This window comes from Piscinibacter sp. PDB5-1 (assembly GCF_056676035.1).
Window position 1 is genome coordinate 1026720 of record NZ_JBWVZL010000002.1, and the last position, 23942, is coordinate 1050661.

At 68.5% G+C, this 23942-nt stretch carries 19 protein-coding genes and 1 other RNA gene; 5 read left to right on the top strand and 15 right to left on the bottom strand.

Annotation, left to right across the window (positions count from 1 at the left end; translation table 11 throughout):
• Nucleotides 1-672: 672 nt before the first annotated feature.
• From AC1KAT_RS12040 to AC1KAT_RS12055, 4 genes are all read right to left on the bottom strand, one after another.
• Nucleotides 673-1875 (bottom strand): ammonium transporter, encoded by a 1203-nt coding sequence (locus AC1KAT_RS12040; protein ID WP_480326141.1) that lies wholly within the window; start codon nucleotides 1873-1875, stop codon nucleotides 673-675.
• A 232-nt stretch (nucleotides 1876-2107) separates the two neighbouring features.
• On the bottom strand, nucleotides 2108-3277 hold the full coding sequence (locus AC1KAT_RS12045; protein ID WP_480326143.1) for a carbonic anhydrase: 1170 nt from the start codon (nucleotides 3275-3277) through the stop codon (nucleotides 2108-2110).
• Between the two features lie 91 nt (nucleotides 3278-3368).
• The gene (locus AC1KAT_RS12050) at nucleotides 3369-4580 is read right to left on the bottom strand and encodes a multidrug effflux MFS transporter (RefSeq protein WP_480326145.1); all 1212 of its coding nucleotides are present in this window, start codon (nucleotides 4578-4580) and stop codon (nucleotides 3369-3371) included.
• A 77-nt stretch (nucleotides 4581-4657) separates the two neighbouring features.
• Nucleotides 4658-7102: an MASE3 domain-containing protein gene (locus AC1KAT_RS12055; RefSeq protein WP_480326147.1), complete on the bottom strand. Its 2445-nt coding sequence runs from the start codon at nucleotides 7100-7102 to the stop codon at nucleotides 4658-4660.
• A 239-nt stretch (nucleotides 7103-7341) separates the two neighbouring features.
• On the opposite strand from AC1KAT_RS12055, the gene AC1KAT_RS12060 reads away from it, so the two are divergent.
• Nucleotides 7342-10245: an SEL1-like repeat protein gene (locus AC1KAT_RS12060; protein ID WP_480326149.1), complete on the top strand. Its 2904-nt coding sequence runs from the start codon at nucleotides 7342-7344 to the stop codon at nucleotides 10243-10245.
• A 34-nt stretch (nucleotides 10246-10279) separates the two neighbouring features.
• On the opposite strand, the gene rnpB is transcribed toward AC1KAT_RS12060, so the two are convergent.
• The 5 genes from rnpB to pyrC form a co-directional block, all read right to left on the bottom strand.
• An RNA gene (gene rnpB, locus AC1KAT_RS12065) (RNase P RNA component class A) lies at nucleotides 10280-10622 on the bottom strand.
• A gap of 37 nt (nucleotides 10623-10659) precedes the next feature.
• Nucleotides 10660-11754, bottom strand: a complete 1095-nt coding sequence (locus AC1KAT_RS12070) for a hypothetical protein (protein WP_480326151.1) — start codon at nucleotides 11752-11754, stop codon at nucleotides 10660-10662.
• Nucleotides 11755-11952: 198 nt separating this feature from the next.
• On the bottom strand, nucleotides 11953-12747 hold the full coding sequence (locus AC1KAT_RS12075) for a DUF3025 domain-containing protein (RefSeq protein WP_480326153.1): 795 nt from the start codon (nucleotides 12745-12747) through the stop codon (nucleotides 11953-11955).
• A 13-nt stretch (nucleotides 12748-12760) separates the two neighbouring features.
• On the bottom strand, nucleotides 12761-13708 hold the full coding sequence (locus tag AC1KAT_RS12080) for an NYN domain-containing protein (protein WP_480326155.1): 948 nt from the start codon (nucleotides 13706-13708) through the stop codon (nucleotides 12761-12763).
• Nucleotides 13705-14778 carry a dihydroorotase gene (gene pyrC / locus AC1KAT_RS12085; RefSeq protein WP_480326157.1) on the bottom strand — a complete coding sequence of 358 codons (1074 nt, stop codon included), beginning with the start codon at nucleotides 14776-14778 and terminating at the stop codon, nucleotides 13705-13707. The genes AC1KAT_RS12080 and pyrC overlap by 4 nt, the downstream gene beginning before the upstream one ends.
• A gap of 240 nt (nucleotides 14779-15018) precedes the next feature.
• Between pyrC and AC1KAT_RS12090 the strand changes: the two genes are divergently transcribed.
• From AC1KAT_RS12090 to AC1KAT_RS12105, 4 genes are all read left to right on the top strand, one after another.
• The gene (locus AC1KAT_RS12090; protein ID WP_480326159.1) at nucleotides 15019-15846 is read left to right on the top strand and encodes a helix-turn-helix domain-containing protein; all 828 of its coding nucleotides are present in this window, start codon (nucleotides 15019-15021) and stop codon (nucleotides 15844-15846) included.
• 179 nt (nucleotides 15847-16025) lie between these two features.
• Entirely contained in the window at nucleotides 16026-16886 is an 861-nt protein-coding gene (locus AC1KAT_RS12095; RefSeq protein ID WP_480326161.1) for a poly(ethylene terephthalate) hydrolase, read from the top strand.
• Nucleotides 16887-17230: 344 nt separating this feature from the next.
• Nucleotides 17231-18100: a poly(ethylene terephthalate) hydrolase gene (locus AC1KAT_RS12100; RefSeq protein WP_480326163.1), complete on the top strand. Its 870-nt coding sequence runs from the start codon at nucleotides 17231-17233 to the stop codon at nucleotides 18098-18100.
• 396 nt (nucleotides 18101-18496) lie between these two features.
• On the top strand, nucleotides 18497-19369 hold the full coding sequence (locus AC1KAT_RS12105) for an alpha/beta hydrolase family protein (RefSeq protein ID WP_480326165.1): 873 nt from the start codon (nucleotides 18497-18499) through the stop codon (nucleotides 19367-19369).
• A gap of 78 nt (nucleotides 19370-19447) precedes the next feature.
• Here the strand turns inward: AC1KAT_RS12105 and AC1KAT_RS12110 are convergent, their stop codons facing one another.
• The 6 genes from AC1KAT_RS12110 to AC1KAT_RS12135 form a co-directional block, all read right to left on the bottom strand.
• Complete coding sequence (locus AC1KAT_RS12110; protein ID WP_480326167.1) at nucleotides 19448-20182, bottom strand: amino acid ABC transporter ATP-binding protein; 735 nt, start codon at nucleotides 20180-20182, stop codon at nucleotides 19448-19450.
• A gap of 34 nt (nucleotides 20183-20216) precedes the next feature.
• Complete coding sequence (locus AC1KAT_RS12115) at nucleotides 20217-20432, bottom strand: amphi-Trp domain-containing protein (RefSeq protein ID WP_480326169.1); 216 nt, start codon at nucleotides 20430-20432, stop codon at nucleotides 20217-20219.
• A 48-nt stretch (nucleotides 20433-20480) separates the two neighbouring features.
• Entirely contained in the window at nucleotides 20481-21146 is a 666-nt protein-coding gene (locus AC1KAT_RS12120) for an amino acid ABC transporter permease (RefSeq protein WP_480326171.1), read from the bottom strand.
• Nucleotides 21143-21895, bottom strand: a complete 753-nt coding sequence (locus AC1KAT_RS12125; RefSeq protein WP_480326173.1) for an amino acid ABC transporter permease — start codon at nucleotides 21893-21895, stop codon at nucleotides 21143-21145. The genes AC1KAT_RS12120 and AC1KAT_RS12125 overlap by 4 nt, the downstream gene beginning before the upstream one ends.
• Before the next feature lie 3 nt (nucleotides 21896-21898).
• Entirely contained in the window at nucleotides 21899-22798 is a 900-nt protein-coding gene (locus AC1KAT_RS12130) for an amino acid ABC transporter substrate-binding protein (protein WP_480326175.1), read from the bottom strand.
• A gap of 103 nt (nucleotides 22799-22901) precedes the next feature.
• The gene (locus AC1KAT_RS12135) at nucleotides 22902-23873 is read right to left on the bottom strand and encodes a LysR substrate-binding domain-containing protein (RefSeq protein ID WP_480326177.1); all 972 of its coding nucleotides are present in this window, start codon (nucleotides 23871-23873) and stop codon (nucleotides 22902-22904) included.
• Nucleotides 23874-23942: the final 69 nt, after the last annotated feature.

Consider the following 23942-nt stretch of genomic DNA (forward strand, 5'->3'; position numbering starts at 1 on the left):
ATACAAGCAATGGGTGTGCCACGAATGGCAACCCGACCCGCGTGGGGAATGGGCACCAGCGCGGGGCGGGGACATGGATCCCTCGCCAGGCACGGCGCAGCGGGCTTCGAAACCTGCAGGGACGGGTTGGGGGACGTGGGGACAGACCGCAAAGCGCGACCGCGCCGATGGCAGCCTGCACACCGCGAACGGTGCAAGGCAAAAGACCTCAGCCCGAACGAGGTGGGCTGGTTACGCGGACAAGACCGCCCACTGCCTCGACGGCAGCCCATGGCCCGAGCGAAGCGAAGGGCCGAAAGACGAGGCACAGAAGGTGGACGGACGCGCGGCGGATGGCGAGGCACGGCTGGTGAACAACCGAACCCTTGCAGCCGAAGCGCGCAGAACGAGTGTCGGGCCCTTTGCTTTGGTTACTTTCATTTGGGCCAGCAAATGAAAGTGACTCGCCTGCCGGGCGAAACCGGCGCGGACATTCGTGCAGCGAAAGAGTGGCCGGCGAATGCCGGAGCTGCACTTCGACAGTCTCAGTGCGAGCGGGGACTGTGGCGTGTCAGCGTGACCAGCACGCACCTCAGGGCGAACGGGGAGACAGCGCCGTGGAACCGCAGGCCAAAGACCGAGGGCTGCGCTCAGTGGAGGATGCCCAGCACGCGCCAGCGCATCACCCCACCCTCACCAATTCGCCTCCCGCTCCGGCGTCGCCGTGATCCGATGGATCGTCAGGTCGGCGCCATCGAACTCCTGCTCTTGCGTCAGCCGCAGCCCGACCACGGCCTTCAGCACGCCGTAGACGACGAAGCCACCGACAAGCGCCCAGCTCACGCCCATCAGGGTGCCGATCAACTGCGCCAGAAAGCTGACCCCACCCAGCCCGCCCAGCGACACCGAGCCGAAGATGCCGGCCGCCAGCCCACCCCAGGCCCCGCAGAGCCCGTGCAGCGGCCAAACGCCGAGCACGTCGTCGATCTTCCATTTGTTCTGCGTGAGCGTGAAGGTCACGACGAAGATCGCGCCCGCCACCGCCCCGGTCGCCAGGGCGCCGGCCGGGTGCATCAGGTCCGAGCCGGCGCACACCGCCACCAGCCCGGCGAGCGGCCCGTTGTAGGCAAAGCCGGGGTCGTTGCGGCCGAGCAGCACGGCCACCAGGGTGCCGCCCACCATCGCCATCAGCGAGTTCACGGCCACGAGGCCCGAGATCTTGTCGATGGTCTGCGCGCTCATCACGTTGAACCCGAACCAGCCCACGGCCAGGATCCACGCGCCCAGCGCGAGAAACGGGATGCTCGACGGCGGATGGGCCGAGATCGCGCCGTCTTTGCGGTAGCGGTTGCTGCGTGCGCCCAGCAGCAGCACGGCCGGCAGGGCGAGCCAGCCGCCCACGGCGTGCACGACGACCGAGCCGGCGAAGTCGCGGAAGGGCGCGCCGGCGACCGATTCGATCCAGCCCTGGATGCCGAACTTGCCGCCCCACACCACGCCTTCGAACAGCGGGTAGACGACACCGACGATCACGGCGGTGGCGGCGAGCTGCGGGTAGAAGCGCGCTCGCTCGGCGATGCCGCCCGAGATGATGGCCGGGATGGCCGCCGCGAAGGTCAGCAGGAAGAAGAACTTCACCAGCTCGTAGCCGTTCTTCGCCGCCAGCGTTTCGGCGCCACTGAAGAACTGCACGCCGTAGGCGACGCTGTAGCCCACGAAGAAGTAGGCAATGGTCGAGACGCTGAAATCGACCAGGATCTTCACCAGCGCGTTGACCTGGTTCTTCTTGCGCACGGTGCCCAGTTCGAGGAAGGCAAAGCCCGCGTGCATGGCGAGCACCATGATGGCGCCCAGAAGAATGAAAAGGGCATCGGTGCCCTGTTTGACCTGCTCCATGAAAACCTTCTCAGTGGGTTCTGCGTCGCCCTGTTCGCACCACCTCGGCGCGAAATGTCCCCAAGAGACGCCTTGAAGCACCACTCGAAAGCATTTTTCGTGCCTTTTTGGGGCGCTGTGGACGCGCACTTTGCGCACGCGAGCGCACCCATTCAGCGCATGTCGCGCCGCAACATGCACCCACTCGGTGCCAAGCGGTCAGCCACCTCCCGGTGGCGACACGACCGTGCGCCTACTTCGAGCCTTTGATCAGGCGCCCCGCCGAGGCCTGGACCGGCCGGGCGTTCATCGGGTACAGGCGCGAGAACACGCCGATCTGGTCGGGTGCCACGCCCACCGGCTGCTTCATCACCATCCACAGCACGCCTTCGCTGCAGGGTGGCGTGGTGAGCGAGCCCATGTAGGTGTAGTAGCCGCGCTCGGTGGGCAGCAAGGCATTGAGGTCGATCTCGACCCGGGCCGGCACTTCCTCGTGCTTTTCGAGCGGCAGGTTGTTCCAGACGGTCTGCACCACCGGCTGCGGGCTGCCGCGGTCGAGCAGCACGGCGACCACCGCGAGGCGGCCTTCCGAGTCTTTGTGCACGAGGTGGGCGACCATGTCGTACTGCCGGCCATTGATGCGCTCTTCGGACGGGCGGTGGAAGTGGAACTGCACCAGCTCGTAGCGCCGGCCGATCACTTCGATCGAGTTGCCCGGCGCGACGTTGACCTGCACCGTGTGGCCGTTGTCGATGACCTTGAAGCTGCTGGGCCGGTAGTCGAACAGCACCGGGTCGAGCTGCACGCCAATGCTGTCGCGGATGTCGATCGGGCTTTGCCGCGTGCCCTTGGCGCAGGCCGAGAACTCGGGCTTGAGCTGGGCCCAGCGGTCGGGGCCGCCCTCGCCTTCGTACGACCAGTGCGCGTGGCGGTGCGCGTCGGCCGCGCCCTTCTTGCCGGCCAGGCCGCTGGCCGGACCCGGGCCCTGGGTGTTCACGCGCACGCGGGGGCGGGGCTGCAACACCCCGGGCACCGGCTCGGGCACCGACGGCCGCGTGACCACACGCAGCACGTTCGGCTGCGCGCGTGCGTCTTCGGCGGCCAAGCGCTCGGCCAGCCGGCGGCGCAGGCGGTCCATCGGGTCTTCGGCGGCAGGCGCCGAAGCCGCAGCGGCACCCGGTGCGGCCTTGCCGGTTTTGTCCGCCACGGGGGCGGGCGCTGCCAGGGTCGCCGGTTCGGCAGCCTCTTTCTTGAGCGGCTCGACCTCACCGCGCACCGCGCGGGCACCCGTCACGCCCGAGGCCGGGCGCAGCGACATCGGGGCACCGGCGGGGCCGGCCTGGGCCACCACCAGAGCGGGCACGGTCAGGCCGGCCGCCAGAACACCCACGGCGAAACACGAAGAAAAGGACTTGAGGCGCATCGAGAGGTCTCCGAACGGACCCGACCGCCTCTCGGCGAAGGCGGGCCTGTGCGGAGATATCGGCGCCGGGCGGCGGCGCTTGAGGGTGCGCTCAGGCCGCCGCGAGCCGCGGCTTGACCCACAGCCAGGCCACGAGGCCGACGCCCATCATCAGCAGCGAGGCCACCGCCAGCGCCACCGTCGAATGCATCACCAGCGGGGCCAGCACGCCGGCCACCACGCCGTTGGCTGAACTGCCGACGAAGGTCTGCAGCGACGAGGCCATGCCGCGCCGTTCGGGCACGAGGTCGAGCACCAGCAGCGTGATCACCGGCACCATCAGCGCCCAGCCGAAGGCGAAGATGGCGATCGGCGCCAGCGCCCACCACACGTTCGCCTCGAACGCGAGGTTGAGCCCGAGGTTGGCGAGCGACACCAGCAGCATCACCGTGAAGCCGTAGCGGATCTGCCGTGCCGGTGTCACGCGCCCGGCGAGCCGGCCCGAGACCCAGGCGCCGCCCATGATCCCGCCGATGGTCAGCACGAAGAACCAGAAGAACTGCGCCGGCCCGAGCTTCAGGTGCTCACCGAGGAACACCGGCGCCGACAGCACGTACAAGAACATGCCGTTGAACGGAATGCCGCTCGCCAGCGCCAGCGTGATGAAGCGCGGGTTCGAGCCCAGCGCCCAGTAGCCGCGCATCAGGTGGCGCACGTTGAAGGGCTGGCGCTGCGACAGGTGCAGCGTCTCGGGCAGCAAACGCCAGTTGGCGAGCCACAGCGCGCCGCCCACCAGTGCCAGAAACCAGAAGATCGCCTGCCAGCTGACGTGCACGAACAGAAACCCGCCGATCAGCGGCGCGATGGCCGGGGCGATGCCGAAGTAGATGGTGACTTGCGACATCACGCGCTGCGCGTCGTCGGGCGGAAACATGTCGCGGATCACCGCGCGCGACACCACGATGCCCGCGCCGGCCGACATGCCCTGCACCGCGCGCCAGAACACCAGCGTGCCGATGTGGTCGGCCATCGCGCAGCCGGCCGAGGCGATGGTGAACAGTGCCACCCCGGTCAGCACCACGGGCCGGCGGCCGAAGCTGTCCGACAGCGCACCGTGGAAGAGGTTCATCACCGCGAAGCCGAAGAGGTAGGCCGACAGCGTCTGCTGCATCTCGACCGGCGTGGCCCCGATGGACTGCGCGATGCCCGTGAAGGCCGGCAGGTAGGTGTCGATCGAGAACGGGCCGACCATGCCCAGACACGCCAGCAAGAACGCAAGGGCCCAGCGCGGCGCGCGCCAGAGGGTCGAGGCATCGGGATTCATGAAGGGGGCCGAGTGTAGGCGGGGGGCGATGTCGGCGCTGTCGCGGGTGCATCGCACCCGCCGGGCGGATCAGCCGCTCAGGCCACTTCGGGCTGCCGGCGGGCTTCGGTGCGGCGTGCGGCCGAGGCGGTCAGCGCGCGGTGCACGGCCGTGGGCAGCTCTTCGAGCGTGTTCTGTTTTTCGAGCACCGCGCTGACGCCAAGCGCCGAGGCACGTGCGCGCAGTTCGTCGGTGACGTGGCCGCTGGTCAGGATGCTGGGCAACCCGGGGCGCAGCGCACCCAGCGCACGCAGCACGTCCAGCCCCGACTGTGTGGGCATGTTGTAGTCGCTCACGACCAGATCGAAGGCCTGCGGGTCGCGGGCGGCCGCGGCCAGGGCGTCGGCCGGGTGGTGATACGTGCTCACGCGGTAGCCCGCTTGGGCGAGCAGGCGCTCGACCATCAAGGACATCAGCTCATCGTCGTCGATGAACATCACGTGGGCGGGTGCCGAGGCGCCGGTGCCGGCCACCACCTCTCGCAGCGGGTTCACGCGAGCAGGCAAGGGCTGCGGCGTGGCCGACGCTGCCTGCGGCAGGTAGACATCGAAGCGCGTGCCTTGGCCGGGCGCCGATTCGACAGTCACGGCCCCGTCGTGCGAGCGCACGATGCCGTGCACCACCGACAAACCCAGGCCCGTGCCCTCGCCCGCCGGCTTGGTGGTGAAGAAGGGTTCGAACAGGCGCTGGCGGGTGTCCTCGCTCATGCCCGACCCGGTGTCGCTGATGCTCAGTCGCACGTAGGGTCCGGGCATGAGACCGAGCTTGAGCGCGGCTTCGCGGACCAGCTCCGTACGCGACACCCGCACCGCGATCCGACCGCCCTCGGGGCCGAGCGCGTGCCAGGCGTTGGTGCAGAGGTTGAGCACCACCTGGCCGATCTGCGTGGGATCGGCCAGCACATCGAGCGACCGCTCGTCGGCTTCGCAGGTCAACAGCACCTGCCGTGGCAGGCTGGTGCGCAGCAGGTCGAGGCTTTCTTCGACCACCGGAAACAGCGCGAGGCGGCGTTTCTCGGTCGTCTGACGGCGCCCGAAGGTGAGGATCTGCCGCACCAGCTCGCGGGCGCGCAGGCCGGCGCGTTCGATCTGTTCGAGCCCGCCCTCCACCGCTTCATGGCGCCCTTGGCGCAGGTCGTCGCGCGCGAGGGCCACGTTGCCCATGATCGCCCCGATGAGGTGGTTGAAGTCGTGCGCAATGCCGCTGGCCAGCGTGCCGATGGACTCCATCTTTTGCGCCTCGCGCAACTGCGCTTCGAGGCCGCGGCGGGCTGCTTCGGCGTCGACCCGGTCGGTCACGTCGGTGGCCAGGCCGTCCCAGACCAGCCGGCCATCGTCCAGGCGACGCGGGGCTGACGTGATCTCGATGTGGCGCAAGCCGCCATCGGTGTGACGCATGCGCAGTTGCACGCGAAAGATGTGCATCGCTTCCAGCGCCTGCTGCGACGCCGCGTTCAACAGGGGCATGTCGTCGGGCTCGACGCGCGCATAGAAAAGCGCCGGGTTGTGCACCAGTGCATCGGCCTGCAGGCCCAGCACGCGCTCGACCGCCCGGCCTGCGTGCAAGAACATGCCCTGGCCCTGCGGGTCGAACGCGAACTGGAAAACGAAGCTGTGCGGCAGGTTGTCGCTCAGCGTACGAGCACGGGCTTCGCTCTCGCGCAGCCGAGCCTCGGAGGTTCGCACCGCGACGTAGGGCGCGAGGATGCGTTCGAGAAACACCGCGCGGTACAGCAACGCGTACGCAACCAGCTTGTAGAGGTGGCCCGCGATGTTCTGGAAGTCCGCCGGCTGCAGGTAGGACGTGAAGGCCAGCTCGCCCACCCCCATCATGAAGCTCGACATGGCCAGCAGCCGGAACTGGGCGTCCTTGCACTGCCAGGCGCGCCAGCCCAGCAGGCCCGCCATGCCGAGGTTGAGCGCGCACAGCGCCAGTTCATAGGCCGCCTTGAAGCGTGTCACGCCGAGACCGGGCACGAAGGTCAGCGGGAAGTCGTCGAGGCGCCAGTGCCCGAACCCCACCAGCGCCAGCGCCGCCGCGACCCCCAGGCCGAGCGTGGTGCGCCGGCGCCACCGCGGCGCGAGGTTCAGGCCGATGAGCGCCATCGTGCCGACTTCGAAGCTGCGCCCCATCAACCAGAAGAAGATCGCCCGCGGCGTGCTGGCTTCGGCGAGGAACAGCGGCATGCCGTCGTAGGTGATCGCGTGCATCAGGTCGCACACCGCCACGACCAGAAAGCCCGCGCCGAGGGTGTTGGCCATCGGGCTGGTGCGGGTGTCGAAGGTGTGGAAGGTGACGGTCACCACCATCACCGCGATGACGATGGCAAACAGCTCGAGCACCAGGTGCACGCTGAGCATGCGTGGCGCGAGGTAGGTCGATGCCGAGCTCGCCGGCACGCTCATCAACGCCACCATGCCGGCCACGGCGAGCAAGCAACTCAGCGCATACGCCCACGCGATTCGTGTCGCCCGTTGTGGCAAGGCGCCTCCCTTCGGGACCCCCATGGCGCGACTGCGCGCCGGTCGTCTGGGGACGCTATCACCGCGCGCGGGGGCATGACAAACCGGGCGGTGCGCCAGGCCCACATCGATTTGACGTGCGTCAAACCTGGCATTGCACCGCTGCGGGCACGCGGGGTTCACCGGTCTTCGCCTGCGAGAGGGATTGCCGACGCCCGGCCGCGCGTTCACGATGCGCGGCCTTCGCTTTTGACTGCCCCATGGGAAACCGCAGCTACCTGTACCTCAGCCGCCCTGGCGACGACGCCCCCTTCGCGCAAATCGCCGAAGCCAACAACCACCTGCCCTCGATGTGGCAGGTGCTGCTGGCCAGCGGGCAGCGCGCCGAAGCCATCGACCACCAGCGCGTGTTCGGCAACGCTGGCACCGACAACCTGGCGTGCCCAGCCGACGAGGGTCTTGCGCGCCTGGAGCGGCTGGTCGCCTGCCTGACCGCGCACCCGCAGGTGCAGGCCGTCGCGGGCCTGAGCGATTACCTGCACGCGGCCATCGATTACCTGCGCGAGTGCCTGGCCGACTGGCAAGGCGACAGCGACGCACCCGGCCCCGTGTGGTCGGCCGACCTCGACGAACTCTCGTGGCTCAGCGACGACGCCGACGACTTCGCCACGCAAGTCGCCGACGAGATGCGCGACACCTGGGGCCGCATCGAGGCGGCCATCGCCGACAACGACCTCGACACGCTCGGCGACCTGCTCGGGGCGGGCCACCAGCGGCTGCGGCCCGACGACCTGCAGGGCTGGGCCTACACCTTCGGTCTGGCGGGCCTGAACCACTCGTACTTTCACCATGTGGACAGCGAGCCACCCCCGGCCGCGACCTTTGCCGACTACGACCCCGAAGCCGAGCCGGTCTACCTGATGCACGGCTGCACGCGCTTCAAAGAAGACGGGCTGTTCGGCATCGCGCACGAAGACGACGAGGGGGTGAAACGCGTGGTCGCACCCGCCACCTGGCACGGCCTGCGCGAGGCGGGCGGCTATGGCGACCCGGGCCTGTGGCTCACCGACGCGCAGGGGCGCATCGGCTACGGGCTGCTGCGCGAAGACGGCGCGTTCGACCTCGTGCTGCCGCCGCAGTTGGACGAGGTGCAGCACCTGCTCGACGGCGTCGCCATCGTGCGGCGCGACGGCCACTTCGGGTACCTGCGAGAAGACGGCACCTGGCTGAGCGAGCCGCAATGGGACGACGCCCACCCGCTGGTCAACGGGCGCGGCCCGGTGCGCAACGCCGAGGGCCGGTTCGGCTTCATCGACGAGACCGGGCACTTGGGCATCGCGTGCCGCTACGACGACGTCACCGACTTCACGACGGCCGGCCTGGCGGCCGTGTGCACCGGCGATCGCTGGGGGCTGATCGACCGCGAGGGCGCCGAGGTCCTGCCACCCACCCATGAGGCGCTGTGGCATGACGAAGACCTCGACGCCTGGGTGTTCGAGGCCGACGGCCGCACCGGCCTGCTGCATGCCGACGGCCGCGACTGGCTCCCGCCGCAATGGGAAGACATCGGCGCGCTTCTGCCCCAGCGGCTGATGCGCGTGAAGCGCGACGGGCGCTTCGGCGTGATCGACGCCTCGGGTGCGCTGCGCATCGACTGCCTGTACGACGACATCGCCCTGCGCTTCACGCACGGCGAGCCGCCGCACGCGCACAAGCGGTCGGCCGCCCAGCCTGCACCCGTGCACTTGGTGACCGCGCGCGAGGGCCGGCAGTCGGTGCTCGACGAACACGGCCGCGTGCTCGTCCCCGAGCACTTCATCGCCTTGCAGGAGTTCGAGCCTCACATGTACGGCACCGCCACCGATGCGGTGTGCTGGTCGCCGCGCTTCATCCGCGCGAGCGACGACGGCCAGCACCTGGGTGTGTGGGACATCGACACCCAGCGCCTGCTCGTGCCCTGCCGCTACCAGCACATCACGCTGGCCAAGCTCGGCGTGGGCGATGCGTTCGGCTTCGTCGTGGCGGTGCAGCCCGAGGGCGACAACGACGACCTGCGCCTGGGCGTGCTGCGGGCCGATGGCTCCGAGCTGTTCAAGCCCGAGTACCTCGGCTTCGGCCCCGGGGGCCGGCTGGTCATCCAGGGACAGGTCGGCGTGTACCACTGCGGCAACGACCTCTACCAGCACTGGGGCAGTGGCAAGGGCCTGCCCGCGCTGCGCGAAGACGGCGTCGAGGTCTCGCTGCTGCCCGATGGACGCGTCGAATCGCGTGCCGAGCGGCTGTCGCGCGAGTACGCGGCCGGCGACCTCGACGCGGCCCTGGCGCTGGGCTTCGCGCTCGCCGACGAACACGACCCGGCGCACGACGTGGCACTCGCGCGGCACTGGTTCGGCCGCGCGGCCGGCGTGGGCGGCCTGCCGGCCAACCGCAAGCAGGGCCTGCCCGAAGCGATGTTCCAGTACGCGTGGCGGCTGCGGCGCGGTGTGGGTGGCGAGGCCGACCCGGCCGGGGCCCGGCAATGGCTTGAACAGGCGCACAAGATCGTCGGCAAGCACGACGCGCGCGTGCTGCTCGAACTGGGCGAGCTGCTGTGGGACGAGGCCGCCGGCCCGATCGACGAAGCGCGCGGCTACCGCCTGTTCAAGGCCGGGGCCAAGCTCGGCGACGCGCTGTGCATGCACAACGAAGCCATCGCCTACGAGCTGGGGCGCGGCACCGGCATCGACCGCGACCGCGCGATCCAGTGCTACCGGCAGGCGGCCGATGCCGACCACGTGGCCGCCGCCGTCTGCGCCAGCCAGTTGCTGCTGACCCGCGCCGCCGAGGCCCCCGAGCCGGCCGACCGCGAGGCCGACTTCGCGGCCGTGGTCGCGCTGTGCACCCACGTGGCCGAGCACGGCCAAGACTCGCACGCCCAGCACGCCTGCAAGGTGCTGGGCCTGCTGGCCGAGTCGGGCAAGCCGGGTTGCGGCGACCCCGACCTCGCGCCGCACTGGTACGAGCGGGCGGCCGAGCTGGGTGACCTCGATGCAATGCACGTGCTCGCCACGCGCCTGTACGACAAGCCTGGCTTCTTCAGCAGGAAGCCGCGTTGGTACGACGCGTCCAAGGCGCGCCATTGGCGCGATCGGCTGGCGCAGGCCAGGAAGGCGCAGGACGCGTAGCGGTGCATCGCGCACCGCCGCTCAAGAAAGAAAAGTGTGAAGCGAGCCGATAGGCCGGATTCTGTGCATCGCCGCCTTCGTGAGAAGGCAACGACGTGACCGCCATTCATCTGGGCCGTGCATCACTGCACGGCTCGGTGCCACCTACCCGCCAGCTCCGCGGAGCCACATCAACGCTGGCCTATTTGGTGTTGCTGCGCGTAGAGATTGCCCGTTTCATTCACCGCACGCCCTTGCGGGCGCCGTGATTCGTTTCTGTTGCTCTGATCCTCACCTCACGGTGGACAGCCGTTAGCTGCTACGCCGCCCTGTGCAGTCCGGACCTTCCTCCAGTGCCTTCTTTCGAAGATCGCACCAGCGGCGGTCTGGCCCGCTTCACGGGGCGGGATTATGGGTGACGCTTCGCGCCGACGACTATTCGAGCGGATTGCCCGGCGCGGTGGCCACCGTCGCGGGGCCGATCTCGACCGTGCGAGGCGGGCGCTGCAGCACCGGCGCGAGCGGGCTGTTCATCCACTGCGCGTAGCTCACGACCGTGTGGTGCGGCTGGCCCGGCAGGCGGCGCCACGGGTCGGCGCCGCGCGACAGCAAGAACTCGGCGGTGCGCAGGCGCTGCTCGGCGTCGGGCATGAAGCTCGGCACCAACACCTGCGCCAGCGGCACCCAGGCAACCTGGTTGCCCTGCATCGGCGGCACCTGGTTGACGAGGCCGGGCACGCGGGCAATCCACCAGTCGAGGGCCGACCAGTGGCCGCCGCGCAGCGCCACTTCGAAGCCGCTGGGCAAGCGGCCTTCGAAAGCGCCCTGCCCGGCTTGCGCCACGTGCCCACGCGCTTCGAGCGCCTGGGCGAAATCGGAATACAGGTGGTCGGGGTGCAGCGCGCCGAGCGGGCTGAAGTTGAGGCCTTGCGCGGGCAGGCGGCCCTGGGCCAGCCAGTCGCCCAGCACCGGGTCGAGGCCGGCGCGGCGCGCGTTCGGGCAGCTCAGCATGCGCAGGGTGTCGTGGTGCACGCTGCGCGCGTCGCTGAAGGCAAGCCGCCGGACGGCTTCGAGCGCCTCGGGCGACGCAGCCGCGAAATCGGGGCACTCGTTGGCGTGCGCCATGGCCACCAGCGGCGGCATCGGGCAGGTGGCGGGCGAGGCCCCCTTGTCGATCAGCTCAGGCAGCGCGGCCCAGCGGCTCGGCTCGCGCACCGCCAAGCGGGCAGCCACGGTGAGCGGGCAGTCTTGCAGCGCCGTCGAGGCGAGGTCTTTGGCGGCGATGCTGCCGGGCACGAAGGCGCCGCAGCGCTCGGTGAGGGCGCGCTCGACGCTGTCCATCTTGTGGCAGGGCACGGGGTCGCCTTCGGTCAGCTTCTCGTGCACGTGCTTGGCGATCTGCCAGGGGATGCTGGTGTCGGTGGCCACGCCGGCCATCGAGAGCAGCGCGCTGGTCGTCGTGCACCCGGTCATCGACAGCAGACTGCCGACGACCAGGCTCACCCCCACGCAACGACGCCATCCCCGCATGTAACCACCGCTCCCGGGCTTGGATGCCCGAGGCTTTCAGGCGCAAGACGCGCGCCCGGGGTCGCCCCACCGCGCCGGCCCGTCGATTCGTGATGGGCTTGGCAACTTGTGACCCGATCGGCCCGCCGCGTGGCCGGAATTTGTCCACCCGGGCTGGCCGGCGGGCAAGGATTGGCACCCCGCCCGCCCGCGCCTGTATCAGGACGTTGACAGCTGTGACATGCGCCCCGGGCGTGCCGGACGGAACACCTCCGCGTCGTCATAGAACCCGGGCGCGGCGTTGGCCGGCCACCAGCCGGGCACGCCCAGCACCGGCAGCGCGAGGTGCGGCTTGGCCGCCAGGCGCCCGGGCGTCAGGTGCGCGGCCAGCCAGTCCGACGGCTCGGCGCCCGGCGGCACCGGCCAAGCGTGGGCGGTGATGGCCTTGCGCGGGCGGACCAGCTTTTCGAGCAGCGCGTGGCCGAAGCACACGACGCCCACCTGCGCCCACGCCGGGCGTTGCTGCACGAAGGCCTCGCGCCAGTCGTGGCGACGCAAGGCCGCCACCAGGGGCGCGTCGGCCTGCAGCCAGGCCGCGTTCTCGTCGAACAGCGTCAGCGCGTCGCGCACGGCCCCACGCTGGGCGCCGACGCCGTCGCGCGCGATGGCCTCGGCCTGCAGTTCGTTGAGCCGCCGCTTGAGGGCCGGGAAGCGCAGCCACACGAGGCCGTTCAAGGCGTCGTGCAGGTTGTCGCGCGTGGGCACGCAGGCCGTGCGGGCGATGAAGGCTTCGTAGGCTTCGCCGGGCGGCAGCGCGGCCTGCGGCACGAAGCGCAGCGCACCGGCCGCGAGCACCGGGCGACCGGCCTCGGCGGCGCGGTTCAAGGTGTCGGCCAGCGGCTCGTCACGGGCGCCGTCGAGCAGGCGGCGCAACCACGCGTCGTAGGGGGCGAACCAGGGCGGGGCCGCATCGCCGGCCGGCAACTCGGCCAGCGGGGTGAGCGCCGGATTCATCGGCCCTGCCGGGTCACCAGGGTGCGGGGCCCCGGTACTGCACCTTGTTCGGCTGCTTCTCGGGGCTCAGCACGAAGTGTTCGGGGTGCTTGCGGAAGAGCTTGGTCGAGGGCGCGTTGCGGGCCAGCATCTGCACCGTACGCAGCCGCTCGGTCGCCAGGCCGAGTTCGACCTTGTCGCCGCCCACCAGTTCAGGCACGGCTTCGAGGATGTGCAGCACCTCTTCGGCCAGCCGGGCGGCCGGTGGCGGTGCGGGCCTCGCGTCGGGTGCTCGGGCGGCCAGGGCCCGTGCCGGCGCGGTGACCGGCGCCGGTGCGGCATCGACCGGCCGGGCCAGGTCGGCCGCCTCGGCCGCGCGCGGTTTGGCGCTCGCCTTGCTGCGCTTGGCCGCGGCGCGCGGCGCCGGGGTCGGCTCGGGTGCCGGGGCGGGTGCCGGCGGGGGCTCGGGCGCGATCTCTGGCGGTGCGCTGCGCGAACGGCCGCGGCGGGCCGGCGCCTTCTCGGGCGTGCGGCCACGCGCCGGGGCCTTGCGATGCTCGATGTCGATGAAGTCGTCGTAGACGCCCACCGAGTCTTCGCCGGTCTTGCCCTTCTGGCCGATGCCTTCGACGCGGCAGCCCTTCTCGCGCAGGCGGATCACCAGCGGCGCGAAGTCGGAGTCGGACGAGACGATGACCACCAGGTCGGGCCGCTCGGCTTCGACGAGGCTGATCGCGTCCACCGCCAAAGCGATGTCGGTCGAATTCTTGCCGGTCGAGATGTTGACGATGGGCCGCATCGACAGGCGCTTCAGCAGGGGCAGGTGCTTGGCCGCCGATTCGGCGGTGCAGTAGGCACGCCGCACGTGCACCGCGCCGTACTTGGCCATCACGTGCTCGAAGGCCTGCGTCATGACGTCGGGCGACACGTTGTCGGCATCGACCAGCAGCATCACGCGGCGAAAGGGTCCGGCGGTCATCATGCGACTTGCCTCCAGTGCAGGGCTTCACCGCCGCGCAGCGGCTTCAGTTGGGCTTCGCCGAAGGGCAGGGTCTCGGGCAGCGTCCAGGCTTCGCGCTTGAGCGTCACGGTGCCCGTGTTGCGCGGCAGGCCGTAGAAGGCCGGACCGTTGAAGCTGGCAAAGGCTTCGAGCCGGTCGAGCGCGCCGGCGGCGTCGAAGGCTTCGGCGTACAGCTCCAGCGCGCTGAGCGCCGTGTAGCAGCCGGCGCACCCGCTGGCATGCTCTTTCAGGTGCGAGGCATGCGGCGCGCTGTCGGTGCCGAGGAAGAACTTCTCGCTGCCCGAGGTGGCGGCCGCGACGAGGGCGCGGCGGTGCTCTTCGCGCTTGAGCACCGGCAGGCAGTAGTAGTGCGGGCGGATGCCGCCGGTGAAGATCGCGTTGCGGTTGTAGAGCAGGTGATGCGCGGTGAGGGTCGCGGCGGTGTGCGGCCCGGCTTCGGCGACGTACTGCGCCGCCTCGCGCGTGGTGATGTGTTCGAAGACGATCTTCAGCTCGGGAAAGTCCGCCCGCAGCGGGATGAGCTGCGTGTCAATGAAGGCGCGCTCGCGGTCGAAGATGTCGATCTGCGCATCGGTCACTTCACCGTGCACCAGCAGCGGCAGGCCTTCGCGCTGCATGGCTTCGAGCGTCGGGTAGGTCTTGCGCAGGTCGGTGACGCCGGCATCGCTGTTGGTGGTGGCCCCCGCCGGGTAGAGCTTGAGGGCGACGACACCGGCGGCCTTGGCCCGAACGATCTCGTCGGGCGGCAGCTTGTCGGTGAGGTACAGCGTCATCAGCGGCTCGAACGACACGCCCGCGGGCACGGCCGCCTGGATGCGTGCCTTGTAGGCCAGCGCCTGCTCCGCGGTGGTCACCGGCGGCTTGAGGTTGGGCATGATGATCGCGCGGCCGAACTGGCGAGCGGTGTCGGGCACCACGGCGGCCATCGCGGCCCCGTCGCGCACGTGCAGGTGCCAGTCGTCGGGGCGGATCAGGGTGATCGTCGAAGGCGGCGCCGACGACGAGGCGGACGAAGAAGCGGCGGAAGTCATCCGCAGATTTTCGCACCCGGGTCGCCCCCAATGGGCCTTGTCCCACGTGAGACAAGGCGGCGCGGGCAATCCCCAAGTCGATCTGCGGAAACGCTTCGTATCATTTCTTCACCAGGCCGCAGAGCCCGGAAGAGACAACGCCTCAGAGGCCGGCCCCAGCCCGGGGTCGGCTCGGGCGAACAACACAGAAAGGCCGCGGTCATGCCCATGACATCGCCGTCTTCTCTTCTCCCCGACCCCATGGCCGCCGCCCCTTCGGTCAGAGACAACTCCTATGTGCTGGGTTACCACGGCTTCGTGTTCACGACCCGGCACATCGTCAGCGGCCCCACGGTGCGACACGCTGCCGTGCTGCTGCTCACCGCCGACCGCACCCCGTTCACGCTGAGCGTGCGCGACGGCCCGAGCTTCACGGGCAACGCCATGCTGGTGGGCCCCCTGGTGGCGCGCAGCCTGCAGGCCGAGCATTGCCAACTGCTCAGCTTCAACGTGCTGCCCTCGTACAACCGCTTCTACGCATTTCGCGCCCTGCCCCGCCCGGGCGTGATGCCGCTGGCGCGCCACCTGTATGACGAACTCGACGAGGCCTTCTTGCGCCTGTGCGAAGCGCGCGGCAGCGTCGAAGAGGCCGAGGCCGTGTTCGAGGCCGCGCTCGACATCACCCAGCAGCAACTGCCGCCCACCACACCGCCCGACGCCCGTGCGCTCGAAATGATTCGACTGCTCGACGAGAACCCGCACCTGTCGGTCGATGACCTAGCGCGCGAACTCGGCTGCACACCGGCGTGGATGTCGCGCATGTTCTCGTCGGCCGTGGGCATGTCGCTGCGCGACTACCAGACCTGGCTCAAGCAGCGCCGCGTGTACGACCTGCTCTACACGCAGCGCTCGCTCACCGACGTGGCGCTCGCCTCGGGATTCGGCGATTCGCCGCAGTTCTCGCGGACCTTTCATCGCTGGTACGGGCAGTCGCCTTCGCATGCGCGCAACCCGAAGAAGGTGCGCCTGTTCATGCCGGGCAACGCAGACGCACCTCTCGATTCGCCGGATACCACAAACAAAAGCTAATTGCTTGTGTTTGTTCGTCGAGGGAATGCTCCGATGTTGCGCGAGTGCTTCAGATCACACCATTCAGTCATCGAGTGATCCTCGGCTGCGGCCAATCGACCCCTCGATGCACGACGCCAACACGGCAAACGCAGTTGCCGGTATGGCGCGTGCTCACCCTCACCCTCACAGGAGACAGCATGAAAATGCCCCAAATCGCCAAGGCCATCCTGGCCGTCAGCGCCCTCGTCGTGGCCGCCACCTCGGCCCACGCCCAGTTCCAACGCGGCCCGGCCCCGACCGAGTCGTCCCTCGAAGCCAGCCGTGGCCCGTTCACGGTGCGCAACTTCACCGTCAGCCGCCCCAGCGGCTACGGTGGCGGCACGGTGTACTACCCGGTCAGCCCCGGCGGCACGGTCGGCGCCATCGCCGTGGTGCCCGGCTTCACCGCCCGTCAGAGCAGCATCAACTGGTGGGGCCCGCGCCTGGCCTCGTGGGGCTTCGTCGTGATCACCATCGACACGAACAGCACGCTCGACCAGCCGGCTTCGCGTTCGCGCCAGCAACTGGCCGCGCTCGATCAGGTCGCCTCGCTGAGCCGCACCAGCGGCAACGCGATCTACAACCTGGTGGACACGTCCCGCATGGGCGTGATGGGCTGGTCGATGGGCGGCGGCGGTTCGCTGATCTCGACGCAATCGCGCCCGTCGCTGAAGGCTTCGATCCCGTTCGCCCCGTGGAACGGCTCGACGAACTTCTCGTCGGTCACCACGCCGACCTTCATCATCGCCTGCCAGAACGACTCGATCGCGCCGGTCGGTTCGCACGCCTCGCCGTTCTACAACAGCATGTCGCGCAACCCGAAGACCTTCCTGGAAATCCGCGGTGGCAGCCACTCGTGCGCCAACAGCGGCAACTCCGACCAGGACATCCTGGGCAAGAAGGGCGTGGCCTGGATGAAGCGCTTCATGGACAACGACACCCGCTTCACCAGCTTCGCCTGCACCAACCAGGAAAGCAGCCTGGACGTCTCGGACTTCCGCGTCGCCCGCTGCTCGTGACCTGACCCCATGGAATGGGCCCGTCACCTGACGGGCCCACCCGCCAATCTCCGTTGCGTTGAAACGTTGGCCGCCGCGCCCCCAGGGGTTCGGCGGCTTTTTTGCGCCCGGATTGAACGCCTCCGACACGGCGCGCAGCTCTTAGCACAGATGGCCGAAAAAAGCTTGTTCCTGAGCGTCGGGGGAATGATCCGATGCGCTGAATTCGCTCCGGCGGCGAACATTGCGCTGTCGATCAAGCACCGCCCTGCACTCCAGCAGCGGCCCGCCCGACAGAGAGTGCACCGGCTGAGCCGCCCTTGTGGTGAGACCCAGCCGGGCCAATCCACACCATAGGAGACGACATGAAGCTGACCCAAATCGCCAAGACCTTGCTGGCTGCCGGCGCACTCGCGGCTGCCGCCACCTCGGCCAACGCCCAAGCCATCGGCCCGAACCCGACCGCCAGCTCGCTGGCTGCCACCGCCGGCTCGTTCACGGTGCGCAACTTCACCGTCAGCCGCCCCAGCGGCTACGGCGGCGGCACGGTGTACTACCCCAGCAACGCCCCCGCTGGCGCCAAGCTCGGCGCGATCGCCGTGGTGCCGGGTTTCACCGCCTACCAGCGTGACATCAACTGGTGGGGCCCCCGTCTGGCCTCGTGGGGCTTCGTCGTCATCACCATCGACACGAACACCACGCTCGACCAGCCGGCTTCGCGTTCGCGCCAGCAACTGGCCGCACTGGACCAAGTCGCCACGCTGAGCCGCACCAGCAGCAGCCCGATCTACAACAAGGTCGATACCGCCCGCATGGGCGTGATGGGCTGGTCGATGGGCGGCGGCGGTTCGCTGATCTCGACCGAAGACCGTCCTTCGCTGAAGGCTTCGATCCCGTTCGCCCCGTGGAACAGCACGACGAGCTTCGGCAGCGTCGTCACCCCGACCTTCATCATCGCTTGCCAGAACGACGCCATCGCGCCGGTCGGCTCGCACGCCTCGCCGTTCTACAACAGCATGACCCGCAACCCGAAGCTGTTCCTGGAACTGCGCGGTGGCAGCCACTACTGCGCGAACTCCAGCGCCGCCAGCGCCGACAAGGCGATCATCGGCGCCAAGGGCGTGGCCTGGATGAAGCGCTTCATGGACGGCGACACCCGCTTCACGTCGTTCGCCTGCTCGAACCCCAACAACAGCACCCGCGTCTCGGACTTCCGCGTCGCCCGCTGCTCGTAATCCAGCCTTCGGCGGGCTGCCTGCAGCCTGCCCAACGGCTCACGCCGCCAAGCCCTCGGGCTCGGCGGCGTTTTTGTTTGGGGTGTTCGAACCGGTTCATGCCCGGGTCCGCACACACGCAAAGGCTGCGGTGCCGCGGGGTACCAGCCGCGCCTGGCGCAGCCCTCGTGCGCGAGTGTCTTCTCGTATGAGCAGGCCCTAGCACGGACGGCCTCGTTGCACTTGTGTTGACTTGCCCGAATCTGCCCCTGGAATGCTCGGATGGAGTCGCGCCCGAACTGGCGCAACGATGCACAGGCGGATCAACTTCCTCGACTGATCCGCGCGCCAGCGCTGGCGACTGCGGGTTCCGTCGCGCCAGCCGCTGGTCCAACATCAAAGCACAGGAGACAAACCATGAAGAAGACCCACCTCATCGCCCAACTCGCGCTGGCCGCCAGCACACTCGTCGTTGCCGCGACCTCGGCCCAGGCCCAGCAGATCGGCCCGAACCCGACCGCCAGCTCGCTGGCCGCCACGGCCGGCCCGTACACGGTCCGCAACTTCTCCGTCAGCCGCCCGAGCGGCTACCGCGCCGGCACCGTGTACTACCCCAGCAACTCGCCCTCGGGCGCCAAGCTCGGCGTCATCGCCGTGGTGCCGGGCTTCACCGCCTACCAGAGCAGCATCAACTGGTGGGGCCCGCGCCTGGCCTCGTGGGGCTTCGTGGTCGTCACCATCGACACCAACACCACGAGCGACCAACCCGACTCGCGTTCGCGCCAGCAACTGGCTGCGCTCGACCAAGTGGTCGCACTGGGCAACACCAGCAGCAGCCCGATCTACAACAAGGTCGATGGCAGCCGCCAGGGCGTGATGGGTTGGTCGATGGGCGGCGGCGGTTCGCTGATCTCTACCCAGAATCGCAAGTCGATCAAGGCCTCGATCCCGTTCGCGCCGTGGAACAGCTACGAGAACTTCTCGTCGGTCACGACCCCGACCTTCATCATCGCCTGCGGAAACGATGCGATCGCGCCGGTCGGTTCGCACGCGTCGCCGTTCTATAACAGCCTGAGCGTCCCGCCGAAGGTGTTCGTCGAACTGCGCGGTGAGAGCCACTCGTGCGGCAACTCCGGCGCATCCAGCACCGACAAGCAGATCATCGGTGCCAAGGGCGTGGCCTGGATGAAGCGCTACATGGACGGCGACACCCGCTTCACGTCGTCCGCTTGCGCCAACCCGAACAACACCACCCAGGTCTCGGACTTCCGCGTCGCCCGCTGCTCGTAATCAGCTTCAAGCGCTGAGCCCGGCCCGCCGCACTTCGGTGCTGCGGGCTTTTTTCATGGCGGGCTCGTTATCGCCCGCTCAGTGCGCGAGGATCTTCGACAGGAACTCTTTCGCCCGCGGCGCGCGCGCATCGGGGTTGCCGAAGAACTCGTCCTTCGAGCAGTCTTCGACGATCTTGCCAGCGTCCATGAAGATCACGCGGTGGCTCACCTTGCGGGCGAAGCCCATCTCGTGCGTCACGACCATCATGGTCATGCCTTCGTGCGCGAGCTGCACCATCACGTCGAGCACCTCGCCGACCATCTCGGGGTCGAGCGCCGAGGTCGGCTCGTCGAACAGCATCACGATCGGGTCCATGCTGAGCGCGCGCGCAATCGCCACACGCTGCTGCTGACCGCCCGAGAGCTGGCCTGGGAACTTGTCCTTGTGCGCCATCAGGCCCACGCGGTCGAGCATCTTCAGGCCACGGGCCTTGGCGTCATCGACGCTGCGCTTGAGCACCTTCACCTGCGCGAGCGTGAGGTTCTCGGTCACGCTCAGGTGCGGAAAGAGTTCGAAGTGCTGAAACACCATGCCCACGCGCGCGCGCAGCCGCGGCAGGTCGGTCTTGGGGTTGGCGATGCTGATGCCATCGACCACGATGTCGCCCTTCTGGAAGGGCTCCAGCGCGTTCACCGTCTTGATCAGCGTGGACTTGCCCGAGCCCGAGGGCCCGCACACGACGACCACCTCGCCCTTGTTGATGCGCGTCGTGCAGTCGGTCAGCACCTGGAAGCTGCCGTACCACTTGGAAACGTTCTGGATGTCGATCATGGCGGTCACAACCCTTGCTCTGGCGCGGTGCGGCTCACGCCTCGCGCGTCCACTTGATCTGGAACTCGACTTCTTCTTCGGTGGCCGACTTCTCGTGCTCGACCGAGAAGGTCGCACGCACCGGCACGTAGACGCGCTCGCCGGCGATCTGGATCTCGAAGCGTTCACCGTTCTCGATGGCGTCGGCCAGGCGGCGCAGCTTGGCCACGAAGTCGGCGTTCGGGTAGGTTTTCTCGACGTCTCGTTCCACGAGTCTTGCCTTTCTTCTTGAAGTCTTTCGGCGTGCCCCGCACCCCGTTCAGCGAATGATCTGGATCTTCTTCTGCAAGCGCCGCACCAGCATCGACAAGCCAAAGCAGATCACGAAGTAGAGCACCGCCGCGACCAGGTAGGCCTCGACCGGGCGGTTGAAGTTGCGGCCCGCCACCTGGAAGCCTTTCAACAGGTCGTAGGCGCCGATCGCGTACACGAGCGAGGTGTCTTGAAAGAGGATGATCGTCTGCGCCAGCAGCACCGGCAGCATGTTGCGAAAGGCCTGCGGCAACACGACGAGCTGCATGGTCTGGCGGTAGCTCATGCCCATCGCATAGCCCGCGTGCACCTGCCCGCGCGGCACGCTCTGGATGCCCGCGCGCATGATCTCGGCGTAATAGGCCGCCTCGAAGAGCGTGAAGGTGACCACCGCCGACCACTCGGCACCGATCGATCGGCCGATGATCAACGGCACCAGCAAGAACACCCACAAGATCACCATCACGAGGGGAATCGAGCGCAGCGTGTCCACGTAGACGGTGGCGGGCAGTTCGAGCCACTTGCGGCCCGACAGGCGCATCAGCGCGAGCAGGGTGCCCAGCGCGATGCCGCCCAGCATGGCCACCAGCGTGAGCTGCACCGAGAACATCAACCCCTTGGCGACGAAGGCGACAAAGACGTCCCAGGTGAGAAAGCCGAAGTCGAGGTTCATCGCTGCACCCCCAGCGTGCCGGGCACACGCACCCGCGCTTCGATGAAGGCCGCGATGCGGTTGAGCGCGAAGGCCGAGACGAAGTACAGCCCCGTCACCGCAAGGTAGATCTCGATGCCGCGCGAGGTTTCTTCTTGCGCCTGCATGGCGAACATCGTCAGCTCAGCAATGCTCACCGCAAACGCCACGGCCGAGTTCTTGACGATGCTCATCGCCTCGCTCGTGATCGGCGGGATGACGATGCGAAAGGCCGAGGGCAGCAGCACGAAGCGGTAGGTCTGCGGCAGCGTGAGCCCGAGTGCGAGGCCGGCATAGCGCTGGCCGCGCGGCAGCGATTCGATGCCGGCCTTCACCGATTCGGAAATACGCGCCGAGGTGAAGAAACCCAGGGCCAGCACCACCAGCACGAAGCTCGGCACCTCGCGCAGCGGCGTGACGAGCGCCGGCACCACGTGGTACCAGAGGAAGATCTGCACCAGCAGCGGCACGTTGCGGAAAAGCTCGGTCCACGCGTTGCCGAGCAAGGCCAGCCCCCGGTTGGGCACCGTGCGCAAGATGCCCATCAGCGTGCCGCTCAGCAGCGCGACCACCAGCGCCAGCAGCGAGACCGAGAGCGTCCAGCCCCAGGCCGAGAGCATCCAGTCGAGGTAGGTGATGTCGCCGCCAGTGCCGAAGCAGCTGGCGCGCACCTCACCGTCGATGGTGTCCTTGCAGAAGACCTGCCAGTCCCAGCGGCTGTCGTCGCTCATGGGTCACTTCTTCGCGGCGTACTCTTCCATCGGCTTGTCGTTGGGGTTGGCCCAGGCCTGCTTGGTCGTGTCGGACAGGGCCAGCCCCACGGTCGTGTTCGCCGGCGGGATGGGCTTCAGGAACCACTTGTCCCAGAGCTTGTTCATCTCGCCGTTCTTCATCATCGCGATCAGGCTGTCGTCCACCGCCTTCTTGAACGCGGGATCGCCTTTGCGCAGCATGATCCCGATCGGCTCGACCGACAAGACCTCGCCGACGATCTTGAAGTCGCTCGGCTTCTTGGCCTTGGCGATGTTGGCCGCGACGATGGAGCCGTCCATCACGAAGGCGTCGGCCCGGCCCGATTCGAGCAGCAGAAAGCTGTCGGCGTGGTCCTTGCCGTAGACCTCTTTGAAATCGACGCCGGTGGCGCGCTCGTGCTTTCGCAGCGTCTGCACCGAGGTTGTGCCGGTCGTGGTGGCGATGGTCTTGCCGCTCAACTGGGCAATGCTGTTGATGCCCGAGTTGGCCTTCACCGCGATGCGCACTTCTTCGACGTAGGTGGTGACGGCGAAGGCCACGTCTTTCTGGCGCGCGACGTTGTTGGTGGTGGAGCCACACTCGATGTCGACCGTGCCGTTCTGCACCAGCGGGATGCGGTTCTGTGAGGTCACCGGCTGGTAGACGATGTTGAGCTTGGCCAGGCCCAGCCGCTTCTGAATGTCGGCCAGCACCTTCTGGCAGGCCTCGACGTGAAAGCCGGTGTACACGCCGTTGCCGAGCGTGAACGACAGCCCCGAGGACTCGCGCACGCCCATCGTCACCGTGCCGCTGCTTTTGATCTTGGCCAGCGTGTCGGTCGCCTGGGCCAACGCAGGGCCGGTGCAGATCAGCGCAGCCACGGCCAGCAATGAAACTTTCATGGGGACTCCTTCAACGGTGAACGAACGGGGGAGGACAAGAACCAGGTGTCGCGTCGCCCGATGGTAGGCACACGGGCGCCGGGGATGATGACGACCGGGGCTTTCACGGGGCTGGCAGCTCGGACGCGTCGGGCACGGCTTCGGCCGGTGCACCCGGCTGCGGCGAGCGACGAAGAAAGTCCCACAGCGCCTGCGCACCGGGCTTGGTGTGGCGCGCCAGCTCGGGGCGCTCGCGGTAGATGCGGATGTCGATGGCCAACTCGCACACGCCGGGGTCACTGGCGCGCACGAGCCGGCGGCTCTTGAGTTCTTGCGTGACCGAGCTGCTGGGCAGAAAGGCGAGGCCGTGGCCTTCGATGGCCATGGCCTTCAGGCCCTCGGCCATGTCGGTCTCGTAGATGGGCTCCAGGTGCAGCGGCACCGGCGAGAGCTTGTCGATCAATTCGACCAGCCGGCCCAGGTAGGCGCCCGAGGCATAGCTCAGAAAAGGCACCGCCGCGCGCGCCGACGCCGGCAGGCGAAACAGCGGCTGCCCGAGCGAATCGGCCTTGGCATACGGCGCCAGGGTCTCGTCACCGAGGCTCAGCATCTCGTAGCGCTCGGGGTTGAGCTGCAGGGGCTGCGAGGTGTGGTGATAGGCGATCAGCAGGTCGCAGTTGCCTTCGGTGAGGTGCATCACCGCGTCATGCACGTTCAATGCCACCAGCCGGCTCTTGAGCGCGCCGAAACGCGAGCGCACGTCCATCACCCAGTGCGGAAAGAACGTCACCGCCAGCGAATGCGGCACCGCGAACTCGATCACGTCTTGCGCCGCCGACTGGTGGCTGCGCATCATGTTGCGCGCCGCCTGCAGCGCGCCGAGGATTTCGAGCGACTGCGCATGCAGGCTTTCGCCGGCGGGGGTGAGGCGCGTGGGGTAGGACGAACGATCGACGAGGTCGATGCCGGCCCAGGCTTCGAGCGCCTGGATGCGGCGCGAGAACGCCGGCTGCGTGATGTGCCGCAACTGGGCCGAGCGCGAGAAGCTGCGCGTCTCGGCCAGGCTCACGAAGTCTTCAAGCCACTTGGTTTCCATGGGTCAGAAACACCTGCTCATGCTTCCCACTCCCGTTCGGTGGCATGCGAGGAACGGCCGGACGAGAGG